We start from the raw sequence: 15600 nt of genomic DNA, 5'->3' as shown, positions 1-15600 counted from the left end.
CGGCCGGCCGGCTGTCGGAGGCGGGCCGTCAGACGCCCGCCGCCGCGCCCCGCTCCCGCTCGGCGACCTTGCGCCGCAGCCGCAGGATCATCAGGGTGCCCGCCGCGAGCGGCACGTAGAGCCAGCAGAAGGCCCAGCGGAAGGCGTCGGCGGAGTAGCCTCCGGTGCCGGCCGGGGTGAGGGCGTCCAGGAGGACGCCGATGCCGAACAGGGTGATCATCGTGCCGATGAAGCCGCCCATGTTGACGATCCCGGAGGCGGTGCCGAGCCGCTCCACCGGGTTGCGCGCACGGGCGTAGTCCAGACCGACCAGCGAGGCCGGGCCGTTGCTGCCCATCACCAGGATGATCCCGACCAGCAGCCAGAGCGGCGGGTGCCCGCCCGGCCAGGCCAGCACCAGCGCCCAGCCGACCGCGGTGGCGGTGATCACGGTGAGCACGATCGGCATCCGGGCCCGGGCGGTGCGCGAGAGCACCCGGCCGAAGAGGAGGCCGAAGGACATGTTGGCGAGCACCAGCAGGGTCAGCAGCCCGCCCGCCGCGGTGCGCGACATGCCCTGGGCCTCCACCAGGTAGGGCATCCCCCAGAGCAGGCCGAAGGCGTTGCCGGGGAACTGGGTGGTGAAGTGCACCCAGAGGCCGAGCCTGGTGCCGGGCTCCGACCACGCCAGCCGGACCTGCCGGCCCACGCCCGGCCGGAGCGGCGCGCCCCCCGGCCCGGCGCTCCCCGGCCCGACGCCCCCCGGCCCGGCGGCCGCGGCCCGCTGCGGCGCGCCCGCCGGAGCCTCCCGCAGGAAGAGCGCGACCAGCGCGAACACCGCCACTCCGAGCAGCGCGATCGCGGTGAAGGTCGGGGTCCAGCCCTCCCGGTGCAGGGCGTCGGCGAGGACGACGGTGGTGACCAGGTTCCCGCCCATCCCGGCGAGGCCGGTCAGCTGGGCGACGAACGGGTTCTTCGCGGCCGGGAACCAGCGCGCGGCGATCCGCAGCACGCTGATGAAGGTCATCGCGTCACCGCAGCCGAGCACCGCCCGGGAGGCCAGCGCCGGCCCGAAGGAGGAGGAGAACGCGAAGGCGAGCTGCCCGGCGCTCAGCAGCAGGACGCCGAGCAGCAGCACCCGGCGCGGGCCGAACCGGTCGACCAGCAGGCCGACCGGTATCTGCATCGCCGCGTAGACCAGCACCTGGAGGATCGAGAAGGTGGAGAGCGCGGAGGCGCCGATCGCGAAGCGGTCGGCGGCGTCCAGCCCGGCCACCCCGAGACTGGTCCGGTGGATCACCGCGAGGACGTACACGCTGACGCCGATGGACCAGGCCAGCCAGGCGGCCCGGCCGCCGGGCGGCGCCGGGATCCCGGTGGCCGGGGGCACGAGGGCCGCCGGGGGCACGGGGGCCGCCGGGGGCGTCGGCCCGGCGGTGGCCGGGGGAGCGGGAACGGACAGGGGGCGGGCTGAACTGGCGGGCTCCACGGACATAGTGTCCCCAGATTAGTCATCCCATCATTCGACCCTCGGTCCGGGGCGGGGCGGGCCCGGCTCAGCCGGTGACCGTCCAGGAGACCGTCCTGGTCATGTAGCGGTCGCGGAAGGCCTCGTCCCGGACCCAGTCGGTGGTGTCCCGGACGGTGGCCGTGACGGTGGCGCTCTGCCCCGGGAACAGGTTCAACGCGGCGGTGTCCAGCCAGCTGCGGTCCGGCGCCTGCGGCTCCACCGCGGCGCCGTCCACCTTCCAGTCCACCTGCAGCGCGCGGGTCCCGACCAGCGGCAGCGGCCGGACCTCCAGCCGGGGGCGGCCGGTCACCTCGCCCGGGGCGGGCACGGGTGTGTCGGTCGGCCGGATCCGGCGGTAGATCTCCTCGATGATCGCCTCCCGCGAGGGCAGGTTGTAGGCCCCGCCGAGGGTGCGCATCACCGAGTCCTGGGTGGGCCGGTAGATCCCGTTGGCGCTGCGGTAGGCGCCGATCGTGCCGCCGCCGTCCGGGGACTCCGCGCCCAGCCAGCGCCACCACTTGGTCTGCTTGCGGCGCATGTCGTCGGCGTTATCGGTGGCGAGGTTGGGGTAGTCGGCGTCGTCCGGCGCGCTGTCGTACTCGTCGCCGAGGTCGCCCACGGTGTGCCCTATCTCGTGCTGGATGATCCGCCCCGCGTCCGGGCTGCCGCCGGCCAGGGTGGTCACCCCGGTGCCGCCGGCACCCCCGTACTCGCTGGAGTTGGCCAGCGCGATCAGGTACTGCGGGCCGTCGCCCTCGCCGGCGTAGCGCGCGGTGGCGGCCTCGTCGGCGCAGAGCAGCCGGGCGGTGCCCTCGCACCAGAAGTGCATGCCGAGCGGGGTCCCGGGGTTGCGGCCCCGGCTCTCGGTCTCGGCGATGCCGGAGTCCGCCGAGACGACCTCGACCCGCCTTATGTTGAAGAACCCCTGGTAGCTGCGGAACGGCTCGATCTCCATCAGTGCCCGCCAGGCCCGGTCGGCCTGGGCGCGGAAGAGCTCCTGCTCGTCCGCGCTGTAGCCGTCGCCGAGCAGCACCAGCGTGATCCGGTTCGCCGGGTCCCCGGTCCGCCTTATGTCGACGGTCGGGGCGGCGCCGGCCGCGCGGAGGTCGGCCCGCTGGGCGGTGTGCGGCGGCACCGCCCGGTCGGCGGGGGCACCCGGCCCGATCACCCCGAAGGGCGAGGGACCGGCCAGCTCCAGGGCGGCGGGCAGTACGGCGGTGGACACCAGCACGAGCGCGGCCAGACTCCGGACGAGCCGGCCAGGGTTGCCAGGCGGCATACGGGTGCGTCCTCGGGGATCCGGTCACCCGGCGTCGCCCGGGTGGTGGACGCGAAGACGTACCCGGACCGGCGTGTCACCCTCACCGTCCGGCGAAAATGTCACCGCCCTGGCCGAACGACCCGGATCACCCCGGTCATACCTATGAGTCCGATCAGGTGGATGATCCGGATGGCCCGTGACCCACCAGCGCCACCTCCGGCGGAGCCGGCCCACCCCGTCGCCCCCGGCCGAGCACACCACCGGCCGAGCGCACCACCGGCCTGGGGCGCCCCGGCCGCGCAACGCCTCAGCCGCAACGCCTCAGCCGCGCCGCTTCGGCCCCGCCCGGAGCACCAGATGGGTGCCCAGCCCGAGCAGCAGCCCCCAGAACGCCGAGCCGATGCCGAGCAGACTCATCCCGGAGGCCGAGGCCAGGAAGGTCACCACCGCCGCGTCCCGGCCGCCCTCGTCGGCGACGGCCGCGGCCAGGCTGCCCTGGAGCGAGGCCAGCAGGGCGACCCCGGCGATCACCGCGATCAGCTCCTTCGGCAGACCGATGAACAGGCTCACCAGCAGCCCACCGAAACTGCCCACCAGCACGTAGAGCAGACCCGCCGACATCCCGGCGACGTAGCGGCGCCGCGGATCGGGGTGGCTCTCCGGCCCGGCGCAGATCGCCGCGGTGATCGCGGCCAGGTTCACCCCGGGCGAGCCGAACGGCGCCAGCAGGACGGAGACGCCGCCGGTGGCCCCGATCAGCAGCCGGTCGTCCGGCTGGTAGCCGAAGGCCCGCATCACCCCCAGGCCGGGGGCGTTCTGCGAGGCCAGCGCCACGATGGTGAGCGGCAGCGCCAGCCCCACCATGGCCGGCCCGGAGAAGGCCGGCACGGTGAACACCGGCGTGGTCGGCCCGCCGGACCCGAGGTGCACCGGCAGCCCGACGGTGACCGCCGCCAGCACCCCGCCGGCCAGCAGCGCGACCGGTACGGCGTACCGCGGCGCCAGCCGCTTCGCCAGCAGGAAGGCCGCGAAGCTGCCGAGCACCAGGGCGGGCGCGCCGTGGACGGCGCCGAAGATGCCGGCGCCGAAGGAGAACAGGATGCCCGCCAGCATCGCGTTGACGATCCCGGCCGGGATCGCGGCGATCAGCCGGCCGAACAGCCCGGTGACACCGAACAGGGTCACCAGCACCCCGCTCACCAGGAAGGCGCCGACCGCCTCCCGGTAGGGGTACGCGCCGAGGCTGGTGACCAGCAGCGCGGCGCCCGGCGTGGACCAGGCGGTGATCACCGGCGTCCTGGTCCACCAGCTGAGCAGCAGACCGGGCAGCCCGCTGCCGATGGCCACCGCCCAGATCCAGGAGGCCGTGTGCGCCTCGTCCAGCCGCCCGGCCGAGGCCGCCGCGAGCACCACCACCAGCGGGCCGGAGAACGACACCGCGATGCACACCAGCCCGGCCAGGAGGGCGGGGAGGGAGACGTCCCGCCGCAGCGAGCGGCGCTCCTCGGGGTCGGTCCGACTGTCCGCCGAACGGGTTATCAGCTCCTCTGCCATGGCGGCAGTATCGCGGAGCGGGCACCGGCGGCGGGCCTTTCGAAGAATCCCGGAGGACTTCCGGATCCACCCGCAACCTCCGGCGGGGCCGCGCGTCCTTGGAAGTGGAGGGCTGGAGAGCGAGCCGGGAAGCGCCGGGGGGCGCTACCGGCCGACGGGGGCAGGACCGGCCACCTCCACCCACCACCGGCTTCATGACTGCGGGGAGTCACGTCGTGCGCATGCCTGTTTTCTCCACTTCTGCGAAGAACGCCCACCCGCGCTCCACCCGCGGCCGGCTCGCGACCGTCGCCGTCGCCGTCGTCCTGGCCGGCTCCGTGCAGCTGCTCGCCACCGACACCGCCTCGGCCCACGGGTCCGGCCCCGGGACGTCGGCCGCCCGGCAGGTGTCCGGACCGCCCGCCCCGACGGCGACCCTCGGCGCTCCCGGGGCCGCCGTCGGCGCGCCCGCCTTCGGCCCCACCGCCGGCGGGCCGACCGGCATGCCGGAGCAGGCCCCGACCGGCACCGCCGTCGGGATCCTGACGGCCGGTCTCGGCGCCGTGCTGCTCGTGCTCGGCCTGGGCGTCCGGTACGCCGGGCGCCGGCTGCGCGGCGCGCGCTAAGGCTTGTCCGGTGTCCGGAAATGCCGAAGGGCCCTGCTCCGCACTGTCGTGCGGAGCAGGGCCCTTCCTCGGTCCGGCCGGTCAGCCCCAGGTGATCAGGCGCTTGGGGTGCTCCAGCAGCGCGGCGACGTCGGCCAGCACCCTGGAGCCCAGCTCGCCGTCCACCAGGCGGTGGTCGAAGGAGAGGGCCAGCGTGGTGACCTGGCGCGGCACCACCTTGCCCTTGTGCACCCACGGCAGCTCCCGGACCGCGCCGAAGGCGAGGATCGCGGCCTCGCCCGGGTTGAGGATCGGGGTGCCGGTGTCGACGCCGAAGACGCCGACGTTGGTGATGGTGACGGTGCCGCCCTGCATGTCGTTCGGCGAGGTCTTGCCCAGCCGGGCGGTGTCGATCAGCTCGCCGAGCGCGGCCGCCAGACCGGACAGCGTGCGGCCGCCCGCGTCCTTGATGTTGGGGACGATCAGGCCGCGCGGGGTGGCCGCGGCGATGCCGAGGTTCACCTGGCCCCTGATGACGATCTCCTGGGCCGCCTCGTCCCACTGGGCGTTGATCTCGGGGTGCCGCTTGATCGCGGTCAGCAGCGCCTTGGCGACCAGCAGCAGCGGGCTGACCCGGATGTCCCGGCCCAGCTCGCCGCTCTCCTTGAGCCGGCGGACGAACTTCATCGTGCGGGTGACGTCGACCTGGACGAACTCGGTGACGTGCGGGGCGGTGAAGGCCGAGGCCACCATCGCCTGCGCGGTCGCCTTGCGGACGCCCTTGATCGGCACCCGGACGTCCCCGGTGCCGGCGGTCGCCACGACCACCGGTTCCACCGGTGCCACCGCGGCCGGCTCGGCCGGGGGCGCCGCGACGGCGGCCGCCGCGGCGACGTGCGCGTGCACGTCCTCGCGGGTGACCACGCCGTCCGGGCCGGTCGGTGTGACGGCCCGCAGGTCGACGCCGAGGTCCTTGGCGAGCTTGCGCACCGGCGGCTTGGCCAACGGCCGGTCACCGGTGGGCTGGGCCAGTACCACCGGCGCGGCAGCCACCGGCGCGGCGGCCACGGGGGCCGGCGCGGGAGCGGCCGGAGCCGGAGCCGGAGCCGGGGCGACCACGGTGGTCGTGGTGGTCCGGCGGGCCCGGCGCTGGGTGCCGCCGGTCCGCGGACCGTAGCCGACCAGCACCTCGCGCCGGGCCGGCTCGGCCTCGGCGGGAGCGGCCACCGGGGCGGCCGCGGCCGGAGCGGCGGCGCCCGCCTCCCCCGCCACCGCGACCGAGATGATCACGGTGCCGACGTCGACCGTCGCGCCCTCGGGGAAGAACAGCCGCTCCACCACCCCGTTGAACGGGATCGGCAGCTCCACGGCGGCCTTGGCGGTCTCCACCTCGCAGACGACCTGGCCGTCCGTCACGGTGTCGCCGGGCTTCACGGACCAGCTGAGGATCTCGGCCTCGGTGAGGCCCTCGCCCACGTCGGGCATCTTGAACTCGCGGAGCGAGCGAACTTCGGTGGTCATCTTCGCTCCCCGGTTCAGTACGCGAGCGCGCGGTCGACGGCGTCGAGCACGCGGTCCAGGTCCGGCAGGAAGGCTTCCTCGACCCGGGACGGCGGGTACGGCGCGTGGTAGCCGCCGACCCGCAGGATCGGCGCCTCCAGGTGGTAGAAGCACCGCTCCGTCAGCCGGGCGGCCAGCTCGGCGCCCATGCCCAGGAAGACCGGCGCCTCGTGCACCACGATGCCGCGGCCGGTCCGCTTGACCGACTCCTCCAGGGCGGCGAAGTCCACCGGGGAGAGCGAGCGCAGGTCGACGACCTCCAGCCGGCGGCCGTCCTCCTCGGCGGCCGCGGCGGCCTCCAGGCAGACCTTGACCATCGGGCCGTAGGCGATCAGCGTCGCGTCCGTGCCGGGGCGCACGATCCGGGCGTCGTACAGGCCCAGGTCGGCGGCGTCGCCGACCTCGCCCTTGTCCCAGTAGCGGCGCTTGGGCTCCAGGAAGATCACCGGGTCGTCCGACTCGATGGCCTGGCGCAGCATCCAGTGCGCGTCGTGCGCGCTGGACGGCGAGACCACCCGCAGACCGGCGGTGTGCGCGAAGTACGCCTCGTGCGACTCGCTGTGGTGCTCGACCGCGCCGATGCCGCCCGCGTACGGGATGCGGATGGTGACCGGCATCTTGACGTGCCCGAGCGCACGGGCGTGCATCTTGGCCAGCTGGGAGACGATCTGGTCGAAGGCCGGGTAGACGAACCCGTCGAACTGGATCTCCACCACCGGGCGGTAGCCGCGCAGCGCGAGGCCGATCGCGGTGCCGACGATGCCGGACTCGGCGAGCGGGGAGTCGATCACCCGGCTGTCGCCGAAGTCCTTCTGCAGGCCGTCGGTGATCCGGAAGACGCCACCGAGCTTGCCGATGTCCTCGCCCATCAGGAGCGTCTTCGGGTCGTTCTCCAGCGACTTGCGCAGCGCCTCGTTGAGCGCCTTCGCGATGCTGAGCTGAGCGGCCATCAGAGGTTCTCCCCCGCCTCGAAGGAGGCCGCGTACTCGACGTACTCGGCCCGTTCCTCATCGACCAGTGTGTGCGGCTCGGCGTAGACGTGGTCGAAGATCAGGGTCGGGTCCGGGTCCGGCATGGTGCGCACGCCCTCGCGCACCCGCAGCCCCAGCTGCTCGCTCTCGGCCTCGATCGAGGCGAAGAACTCCTCCTCGGCCAGGCCCTCCTTCTCCAGGAGCGCCCGGAGCCGGGTGATCGGGTCCTTGGCCTTCCAGGCCTCGGTCTCCTCGGAGGGGCGGTAGCGGGTGGGGTCGTCGGAGGTGGTGTGCGCGCCCATCCGGTAGGTGAACGCCTCGATCAGCACCGGACCGTTGCCGCTGCGGGCGTGGTCGAGCGCCCAGCGGGTGACCGCCAGGCAGGCCAGCACGTCGTTGCCGTCGACCCGGACGCCGGGGAAGCCGAAGCCGGAGGCGCGGCGGTACAGCGGGATCTTGGTCTGGGTGGTGGTGGGCTCGGAGATCGCCCACTGGTTGTTCTGGCAGAAGAAGACCACCGGGGCGTTGTAGACCGAGGCGAAGGTGAAGGCCTCGTTGACGTCGCCCTGGCTGGAGGCTCCGTCGCCGAAGTAGGCGATCACCGCGTCGTCCGCGCCGTCCTTGGTGATGCCCATCGCGTAGCCGGTGGCGTGCAGGGTCTGCGCGCCGATCACGATGGTGTACAGGTGGAAGTTCTTCTCGTTCGGGTCCCAGCCGCCGTGGTTCACGCCGCGGAACATGCCGAGCAGGTTCAGCGGGTCCACGTCGCGGCACCAGGCCACGCCGTGCTCGCGGTAGGTGGGGAAGGCGTAGTCACCGGTGCGCATGGCCCGCCCGGAGCCGACCTGGGCGGCCTCCTGGCCGAGCAGCGAGGCCCACAGGCCCAGCTCGCCCTGGCGCTGCAGCGCGGTGGCCTCGGCGTCGAACCGGCGCACCAGCACCAGGTCGCGGTAGAGGGCGCGCAGCTCGTCCGGGGTGGTGGTGAGCGGGTAGTCCGGGTGCTCGATCCGCTCGCCTTCCGGGGTGAGCAGCTGTACGAGCTCCGGCTGGGCGTCCGTACCCGTGGCGCGGAGGGTGTCAGGGACGCCGGGGGCCGCCTTCTTGCGGGCCCTCGCCGTGCTTTTGACGGTCACGTTCACTCCTCGGTCTGTCCGGCCGCCCGGGGTCGCCGGTGACCGGTCCGGTCACCGCCTCGCGGGGCGCGCGTGGGTGTGCGCACCGGCTGCAAGGCAGGTGGTGATCCTGTTCCGACGGCGTCCCTCACGAGAACGTTACCCAGCGGCAGCCCTTGGCGCGCTTGCGCTAGGACGTCCTACTTGTTCAGGGCCTACAACTGCGGGTGTGGCGCAGCTCTCAATTCGGTCGCCTTCAGGACACCTGCGCACGTTATCCGGGCGGAGCCCCGTTCGTAAGGGGGTTACCGGCATCGCTTTCGACTGATCTGGCCGGATAGCGTTCCGGGGGCGGTGCGGGCAATAGGTCGCCCCTGCGGCGATATGGGAGGCTTTACACGTGACTAATAACGGACAAATCAGGGTATTTCTGCTCGACGATCACGAGGTGGTCCGGCGGGGCGTCCACGATCTCCTCTCGGTCGAGGACGACATCGAGGTGGTCGGCGAGGCCGGGACGGCCGCCGAGGCGATCACCCGGATCACCGCCGTGCACCCCGACGTCGCGGTCCTCGACGTCCGGCTGCCGGACGGGAACGGCGTCGAGGTCTGCCGGGAGGTCCGCTCCCGGCTGCCGGAGATCAAGTGCCTGATGCTGACCTCGTTCTCGGACGACGAGGCGCTGTTCGACTCGATCATGGCGGGCGCCTCCGGCTACGTCCTGAAGGCGATCCGCGGCACCGACCTGATCACCGCCGTCCGGGACGTCGCGGCCGGCAAGTCGCTGCTCGACCCGGTGGCCACCAGCCGGGTGCTGGCCCGGCTGCGCGACGGCGGCGAGAAGGAGGACGAGCGACTGTCCCAGCTCACCAAGCAGGAGCGGCGGATCCTCGATCTGATCGGCGAGGGGATGACCAACCGTCAGATCGGCAACGAGCTGCACCTGGCCGAGAAAACGGTCAAGAACTACGTCTCCAGTCTGCTCGCCAAGATGGGCATGGAGCGGCGCACCCAGGCAGCCGCCTTCGTGGCACGGCACCAGGCCGACCAGCAGCACTGAAAGCATCGGGAATCACAGTTCTGACGGTTTGTCAAGGACCCCCGCCAGGGGGCCCTAACCTCAGCCTGTGACTTTCAGCCAGACCCTCGCCTGTGCCCCGGCCCGCCCCGATCTCACCGCACCCCCGATAGGGACCCTCAGCCCGCCCGTTCCCCACCTCGTCCTGACCGAGGTCCTGCGCCGCTACCGGGTGGGGCGGCTGCTCACCGCCGAGCCGGTCGCCGAGGGCCTGTTGAACCGGGGCTACCGGGTCACCACCGAGGCCGGGACGTACTTCCTGAAGTGCTACGTCGACGCCGCCACCGCACACCGCGAATCGATCGCCGGGCACCACCGCGCGATGGCCGCGCTGGAGACCCTCGGACTGCCCGTCGCTCCCCCGCTGGCGTGTGCCGAACGCTCCGGCACGGTGGCCTCCTTCGGCAGCCGGCTGTTCGCGCTCTTCCCCTGGGTGGATGGCCGGCACCGGCACGGCAGCGACCTCTCCCTGACGCAGTGCGGCGCGCTCGGAGCGCTGCTCGGCCGGCTGCACGGCGCGCTCGACGACGTCTGCGCCCCCCTCGCACAACCCGCCGGCTACCACAGTGCCGACCCGCTGGACAGCGCCCGGCTGGCCCGCGAACTCCGGCTCAGCGCCCGCGAGCAGCGCCCGTACGGCGCGCTGGACGCGCTGGTCGAGCGGCGCCTCACCGAACGGCTCGACCTGCTCGCCGAGTACGCCCACCGCCGGCCCGTCCCGCAGGCCGCCCCGCCCACCGGCTGGACGCACGGCGACTTCCACGGGCTCAACCTGCTGCACGCGGGCGACCGGATCGCGGCCGTCCTGGACTGGGACAAGCTCGGCCCGCAGCCGCGCGCCGAGGAGGCGGTCCGGTCCGCCACCCTGGTCTTCAACGACCGGACGTCGGGCACGCTCGACCTCGTCCGGGTCCGGACCTACTCGCAGGCGTACCGGGCCACCGGGGCGGCCACCGCGGAACACCTGGCGGCGGCCGTCCACCGGGTCTGGTGGGAGCGGCTCAACGACTTCTGGATGCTCCAGTGGCGCTACCAGCGGGCCGACCACCGGGCCGACCCGCTCTACCCCGCCTCGGCCGGCCAGCTGGCGTGGTGGTGCCAGGAGTACGAGCAGGTCCTGGACGCCTTCGCCAACTGACCGTCACCGGTCGGCGCCGCCGGTCAGCCGCCGGCCCCGGGCGCGGTGGTCGGGGCCCCCGTCGGCTGGGTGGCCGGCTTGGTCGGCGGCGGCTGGGTGCCCGTCGCGCCGTTGGTCGGCGTCCCGCTCGCGCCGCCGGTCGGCGTCCCGGAGCCCCCGCCGGTCGGCGTGCCGGTGGACGACGGGGTCGTCGTCGACGACGGCTTGGTACCGGTGGGCGTCGGGGTCATGCTCGGCGAGTGCTTGGGCACGGTGGCCGGCGGGCTCTGGTTGTTGTTGTTGTTGTTCGTGTCGGTCGGCTGGTTCGGCTTCCGGCTGGTCTGGCTGGGCACCCCCGTGGTCGGGGAGATCCCCCCGCCGGTGGGCGTACCGGCGTCGGAGGAGGAGACCACCGAGACGGACGGGGCGGGCGTCTGGCCGGGGTCCTTCGTCCCGCCGCCGCCACCGCCGCCGCTGAGCGCGAGCGCGATCCCGACACCGGACGCGACGAACACCGCCGCGGCGCCGGCCACCCAGGCCCAGGGCCCGCGCCGCCGGCGGCGGTCGTCGCCGCCGTCGCCGCCGTCGCCGCCCGGGCCGCCGTGACCGCCGTCGTACGAGCCACCGTCGTACGAGCCGCCGCCGTACGGGCCGCCGGCCCCGGGGTAGGGCGAGGACGGCGTGTGCGGGCCGCCGGGCACCTGGTACGGCAGCACCGTCGTCGAATCGCTCGGGCCGCCCAGCCCGAACGGCGCGGTGACGGCCGTCTCGCCGTCCGCCCCGGGCATGGGGGTGGCACCGCTGTGCCCCTGGCCGGCCGCCGCCAGCCCGGCCGCCGCGGCACCCGTCGCCCAGGCCCCGCCGTGCATCTCGCGCAGGGCGTGCTGGAGGTGGGCGCGGAACTCGTCGGCGTCCTGGAAGCGGTCGTCCGGGTTCTTGGCGAGCGAGCGCAGCACCAGCGGGTCGAGCGCCGCCGGGACCCGCGCGTTGACCTGCGCGGGCGGCACCGGCGGGTCCTGCACGTGCTGGTAGACCACCGAGAGCGGGGTGTCGCCGGTGAACGGCGGGCGCAGCGTGAGCAGCTCGTAGAGCATGCAGCCGGCCGCGTACAGGTCGGAGCGGTGGTCGACCGGCTTGCCGAGGGCCTGCTCGGGCGAGAGGTACTGCGGGGTGCCCATGACCATGCCGGTCTGGGTCATGGTGCTGGCGGTGCCGGTCAGCGCGCGGGCGATGCCGAAGTCCATCACCTTGACCGCGCCGGTGGTGGTGATGATGACGTTGGCGGGCTTGATGTCCCGGTGCACGATGCCGTGCCGGTGGCTGTAGGCGAGCGCCTCCAGCACCCCGGCGATGATGATGAGCGCCTGGTCGACCGGCGGCTCCTCCTCGTCCACCAGCAGCTCGCGGACGGTCCGGCCCTCGACCAGCTCCATCACGATGTAGGGCGTCGACTCGTCGCCGACGTACTCCTCGCCGGTGTCGTAGACCGCGACGATCGAGTGGTGGTTGAGCGCCGCGACGGCGTGTGCCTCGCGGGTGAAGCGCAGCCGGGCGATGTCGTCCTGGGCGAGTTCGGGGCGCAGCAGCTTGACGGCGACGGTCCGGCCGAGCCGGACGTCCTGGGCGGCGAACACCTCGGCCATGCCGCCGCGGCCGAGCCGGTGGGTCAGCCGGTAGCGGCCGTCACCCACCGTGCCGAGCGGGGCCGCGGTGCCGCGGCCGGGGGTCTGCGGGCCGCCGCCGTACGGCGGGAGTGCGGAGGTGGCGGCGCTGTCGCTGCCGGGCTCGGGCACCCTCCGGGCCCCGCCGGTCGAACCGGCCGCCCGGGCACCCTCGTCGTCGTCCGGCCGCTGCGTCTGTGCCATCGCTCCTCGCCCCGGGCCTTCGCTCGGATCGCGGTGCCCTGTCGCTTCGTGTCCCCGAACGCTACCGCCTCCGGACTTCCCCCGTAGCACGCCCGATCCGGGCGCACCGCGTCAGAGCAGGCCATTCCGGTCGGGCAGGTCGTCCAGGTGCAGGACGGTCGCGGGCCGCTCGACGGACCGGGAGGTGCCGGTCTTCTCCGCCTTGGTCACCACGATGGCGATGATGATGATCGCGAGGACGATCACGCCGATGATGATGCCGACGATCACGAGCGCGGTGGAGCAGCCGCCGCTGTTCGACGCGGGGGCCGGCTGGAACTGCGTCGGCATCGGCATCGGCTGGGGCGGCGGGGTGTGCGCCTGCGGCGGGAAGTGCTGCGGGGCCTGGAAGGCCGGCGGCGGGGTCTGGTACTGCTGCGGGAAGGGCTGCGGCGTCTGCGGGTGCTGCGGCGGCGGGGTCTGGAAGGCCGGCGGCGGCGTCCGGTACTGCTGCTGGAACGGCGGCGGGGTCTGCGGGGCCTGCGGCCCGGCGTGCACCGAGCGCGGACCGTCGGTGATCACCAGCGGCGAGCTCGCGGCCAGCTGGTTGCCGTTGCCGCCGCCCTTCTCCGCCGCGATCAGCCGCTCCGCCTCGTCGCGCATCGCCGCCGCGCTCGGGAAGCGGTGCGCCGGGTCCTTGCGCAGCGCCTGGGCGACGAAGGCGTCCACCGCCGGGCTGACCGCCCGGTTGACGGTGGACGGCGCCGAGGGCTCCTCCTGGACGTGCTTGTAGGCGATCGAGAACGCCGAGTCGCCGTCGAAGACCAGCTGGCCGGTGAGCATCTCGAAGAGCATCACGCCGACCGAGTAGAGGTCGGAGCGGGCGTCCACCGGCTTGCCGAGCGCCTGCTCGGGCGAGAGGTACTGCGGAGTGCCGACCACCATGCCGGTCTGGGTCATCGAGGTGACCCCGGACTCCAGCGCGCGGGCGATGCCGAAGTCCATGACCTTGATGTTGCCCTTGCGGTCGAACATCACGTTGCCGGGCTTGATGTCGCGGTGGACCAGCCCCTGGTCGTGCGAAGCCTCCAGCGCGTTCAGCACGCCGACGGTGACCCGCAGCGCCTCCTCGGTGGGCATCGCGCCGTACTGCGCGACCGCGTCGTTGATCGCCTCGCGCAGGCCCTTGCCGTCGACCAGCTGCATCACGATGTACGGGGTGGTGGAGCCGTCGGCGGCGACGTCCTCGCCGCTGTCGTAGACGGTGACGATGTTGGCGTGTTCCAGCCGGGCCACGGCCTGCGCCTCGCGCCGGAACCGCTCCTTGAAGGACTCGTCCCGGCCGAGCTCGGCGTGCATGCTCTTCAGCGCGACCGAGCGGCCGAGCACGTTGTCGTAGGCGAGGTGCACGGAGGCCATGCCGCCCTCGCCCAGCACCCGCTGCAGCACGTACCTGCCGTTGCCCAGGGAGTGGCCCTCGACCGCCGCGTTGCCGTGCTCGCTCATGGTCCTCTGCTCCCCCTCGGCGCGGTCGTGCCGCCGCAACCGTGACGTTCGGTCTCGTCCGTGCGTGGTCGGGCCCGGTTTGGTGGCCCACCCGACCCCTGTCGCGGCGCTCGCCCGGCCTGCGACAGGGGCTCAGGGTATCGGCTCACGGCGACAGTGATCGGCGCAGGGCCGACACTGTGTCCGAGCCGCGACCCACTACCGGACGGTAGTGGGTCGGTCGTGCGTTCGGCACCGGATCGTGGCGGTACGTCCGATACCGGGCGGTCACCACGGGGTCCGCGGCGCCGACCGGGGCGGCTGCGCCGGGCCGGTGGCGGGCCTACAGGTACGGGCCGGAGCGGATGCCGCGGCCCTCGCCGGGCTCGTCGTCCTCCTGCTCGGCGCCGTGCAGACCCGGCGGCAGCGCCCGCCGCATCTGCTCCAACTGCGCCCGGGCGGCCATCTGCTGGGCGAAGAGCGCGGTCTGGATGCCGTGGAACAGCCCCTCCAGCCAGCCCACCAGCTGCGCCTGCGCGATCCGCAGTTCGGCCTCGGTCGGGATGGTGTCCTCGGTGAACGGCAGCGAGAGCCGCTCCAGCTCCGCGACCAGCTCGGGCGCCAGGCCAAGCTCCAGCTCCTTGATGGAGCTGGCGTGGATGTCCTTCAGCCGGACCCGGCTGGCCTCGTCGAGAGGAGCCGCCCGGACCTCCTCCAGCAGCTGCTTGATCATGCTGCCGATCCGCATGACCTTGGCCGGCTGCTCCACCATCTCGGTCACCGGGAGCTCGCGCGGCCCTTCACCGTCGTCGTGCGTCGAGCCGGCGAACCCCTGGCCCACGGGCAGCCCGTCCGGTCCGACGATCAGCACCTTCTGGCCGTCCTGCGACTGCCCGCCCATGGCCTGGTACAGGTCCTGCGGCGAGCGCTCGTTCATCGGATTCGTCATGAACAACATTCTTCCTCACTGGGGTTGGCCGGGTGGTTGGCCGGGTGGAACCCCCGACCGCACCGCCGCCCCGCACCACGGTCACCGGTCACCGGCACCGCGGTCACCGCACCCGCTTCCGCTGACGACGCTACGCCCCCGCACGGCGGCGCGGCATCCGTACGGATACTCAGACCGCGCGGGGCGCGGCGGCCGGCGCCGGCCGCCGCGGCTCAGCCCTTGCGCAGGCGCAGACCGATCAGCCCGAGGCCGCAGCCGATCAGGCCGAGGCCGGCGCCCAGCGGCAGCTGGAGCGTGGAGGCGTCGCGCCAGCGGGCGGGCAGTACGGCCGGGACGGCCCCGGCGGCCTGCTGGGTCGCTCCGGCCGCCACCGTGGCGCCGTCCGGCACGGCGTCCTCGGCCGGTGCGGCGCCGTCCGGCGTGCCGGGGTCCGCGTCCGGGACGGCCTGCGTGGCCTCGACGGACTGCTCCGGCCCCCGCTGCGACCGGTCGGGCACCCGCTCGGCACGCTCGGGGGCCGAGGCCGGGCGGTGCCGGTGACCGGCCCGGGGGCCGACGGGCGCCGGGCCGGGCCGCGGGTGCCAGTCCTGGTGCGA

The 15600-nt window shown here is 73.9% G+C and carries 12 protein-coding genes and 1 pseudogene; 3 read left to right on the top strand and 10 right to left on the bottom strand.

Translation table 11 applies throughout. From position 1 onward, the window contains the following. Positions 1–28 precede the first annotated feature (28 nt). The 3 genes from ACFWA9_RS21140 to ACFWA9_RS21130 all read right to left on the bottom strand — a co-directional run bounded on the left by ACFWA9_RS21140 (position 29) and on the right by ACFWA9_RS21130 (position 4304). Positions 29–1474, bottom strand: coding sequence for a nitrate/nitrite transporter (locus ACFWA9_RS21140; protein ID WP_380388877.1), 1446 nt, complete (start codon positions 1472–1474; stop codon positions 29–31). 61 nt (positions 1475–1535) lie between these two features. After that, complete coding sequence (locus ACFWA9_RS21135; RefSeq protein WP_380388875.1) at positions 1536–2768, bottom strand: M64 family metallopeptidase; 1233 nt, start codon at positions 2766–2768, stop codon at positions 1536–1538. Positions 2769–3071: 303 nt separating this feature from the next. Then, entirely contained in the window at positions 3072–4304 is a 1233-nt protein-coding gene (locus ACFWA9_RS21130) for a benzoate/H(+) symporter BenE family transporter (RefSeq protein ID WP_380388873.1), read from the bottom strand. Between the two features lie 215 nt (positions 4305–4519). On the opposite strand from ACFWA9_RS21130, the gene ACFWA9_RS21125 reads away from it, so the two are divergent. Then, positions 4520–4909: a hypothetical protein gene (locus tag ACFWA9_RS21125; RefSeq protein ID WP_380388871.1), complete on the top strand. Its 390-nt coding sequence runs from the start codon at positions 4520–4522 to the stop codon at positions 4907–4909. A gap of 81 nt (positions 4910–4990) precedes the next feature. On the opposite strand, the gene ACFWA9_RS21120 is transcribed toward ACFWA9_RS21125, so the two are convergent. Genes ACFWA9_RS21120 through pdhA form a run of 3 tightly spaced genes read right to left on the bottom strand, consistent with a single transcriptional unit; the run spans position 4991 to position 8552 of the window. Continuing rightward, entirely contained in the window at positions 4991–6409 is a 1419-nt protein-coding gene (locus tag ACFWA9_RS21120; protein WP_380388869.1) for a dihydrolipoamide acetyltransferase family protein, read from the bottom strand. Between the two features lie 14 nt (positions 6410–6423). Further along, positions 6424–7398: an alpha-ketoacid dehydrogenase subunit beta gene (locus tag ACFWA9_RS21115; RefSeq protein WP_329488754.1), complete on the bottom strand. Its 975-nt coding sequence runs from the start codon at positions 7396–7398 to the stop codon at positions 6424–6426. Continuing rightward, the gene (gene pdhA, locus ACFWA9_RS21110; protein WP_380388867.1) at positions 7398–8552 is read right to left on the bottom strand and encodes a pyruvate dehydrogenase (acetyl-transferring) E1 component subunit alpha; all 1155 of its coding nucleotides are present in this window, start codon (positions 8550–8552) and stop codon (positions 7398–7400) included. The genes ACFWA9_RS21115 and pdhA overlap by 1 nt, the downstream gene beginning before the upstream one ends. A 379-nt stretch (positions 8553–8931) precedes the next feature. Here pdhA and ACFWA9_RS21105 point away from each other — a divergent pair, with 379 nt between their 5' ends. Beyond that, entirely contained in the window at positions 8932–9591 is a 660-nt protein-coding gene (locus ACFWA9_RS21105; RefSeq protein ID WP_380388865.1) for a response regulator, read from the top strand. 67 nt (positions 9592–9658) lie between these two features. Further along, the gene (locus ACFWA9_RS21100) at positions 9659–10747 is read left to right on the top strand and encodes a phosphotransferase (RefSeq protein ID WP_352288507.1); all 1089 of its coding nucleotides are present in this window, start codon (positions 9659–9661) and stop codon (positions 10745–10747) included. Between the two features lie 23 nt (positions 10748–10770). On the opposite strand, the gene ACFWA9_RS21095 is transcribed toward ACFWA9_RS21100, so the two are convergent. The 4 genes and pseudogenes from ACFWA9_RS21095 to ACFWA9_RS21080 all read right to left on the bottom strand — a co-directional run. After that, a complete protein-coding gene (locus ACFWA9_RS21095) occupies positions 10771–12591 on the bottom strand; it encodes a protein kinase (RefSeq protein ID WP_380388863.1) in 1821 nt (606 codons plus the stop codon). A gap of 111 nt (positions 12592–12702) precedes the next feature. Further along, complete coding sequence (locus ACFWA9_RS21090; RefSeq protein WP_352288512.1) at positions 12703–14076, bottom strand: protein kinase; 1374 nt, start codon at positions 14074–14076, stop codon at positions 12703–12705. Positions 14077–14398: 322 nt separating this feature from the next. Next, positions 14399–15004: a bacterial proteasome activator family protein gene (locus tag ACFWA9_RS21085; protein ID WP_380388862.1), complete on the bottom strand. Its 606-nt coding sequence runs from the start codon at positions 15002–15004 to the stop codon at positions 14399–14401. A 212-nt stretch (positions 15005–15216) separates the two neighbouring features. Then, a pseudogene (locus tag ACFWA9_RS21080) lies at positions 15217–15600 on the bottom strand (hypothetical protein); the annotation flags it as partial.

It is taken from the genome of Kitasatospora sp. NPDC059973 (assembly GCF_042737525.1).
Taxonomy (GTDB): Bacteria; Actinomycetota; Actinomycetes; order Streptomycetales; family Streptomycetaceae; genus Kitasatospora.
The sequence above is the reverse complement of the archived record's forward strand: the minus strand, read 5'-3'. Positions and strand labels throughout refer to the sequence as shown.

Excerpts from the sequence above, each read along its gene's own strand:
- ACFWA9_RS21140 (WP_380388877.1), bottom strand. The coding sequence starts at position 1,474 with ATGTCCGTGGAGCCCGCCAGTTCAGCCCGCCCCCTGTCCGTTCCCGCT.
- ACFWA9_RS21135 (WP_380388875.1), bottom strand. The coding sequence starts at position 2,768 with ATGCCGCCTGGCAACCCTGGCCGGCTCGTCCGGAGTCTGGCCGCGCTC.
- ACFWA9_RS21130 (WP_380388873.1), bottom strand. The coding sequence starts at position 4,304 with ATGGCAGAGGAGCTGATAACCCGTTCGGCGGACAGTCGGACCGACCCC.
- ACFWA9_RS21120 (WP_380388869.1), bottom strand. The coding sequence starts at position 6,409 with ATGACCACCGAAGTTCGCTCGCTCCGCGAGTTCAAGATGCCCGACGTG.
- ACFWA9_RS21115 (WP_329488754.1), bottom strand. The coding sequence starts at position 7,398 with ATGGCCGCTCAGCTCAGCATCGCGAAGGCGCTCAACGAGGCGCTGCGC.
- ACFWA9_RS21095 (WP_380388863.1), bottom strand. The coding sequence starts at position 12,591 with ATGGCACAGACGCAGCGGCCGGACGACGACGAGGGTGCCCGGGCGGCC.
- ACFWA9_RS21090 (WP_352288512.1), bottom strand. The coding sequence starts at position 14,076 with ATGAGCGAGCACGGCAACGCGGCGGTCGAGGGCCACTCCCTGGGCAAC.
- ACFWA9_RS21085 (WP_380388862.1), bottom strand. The coding sequence starts at position 15,004 with ATGACGAATCCGATGAACGAGCGCTCGCCGCAGGACCTGTACCAGGCC.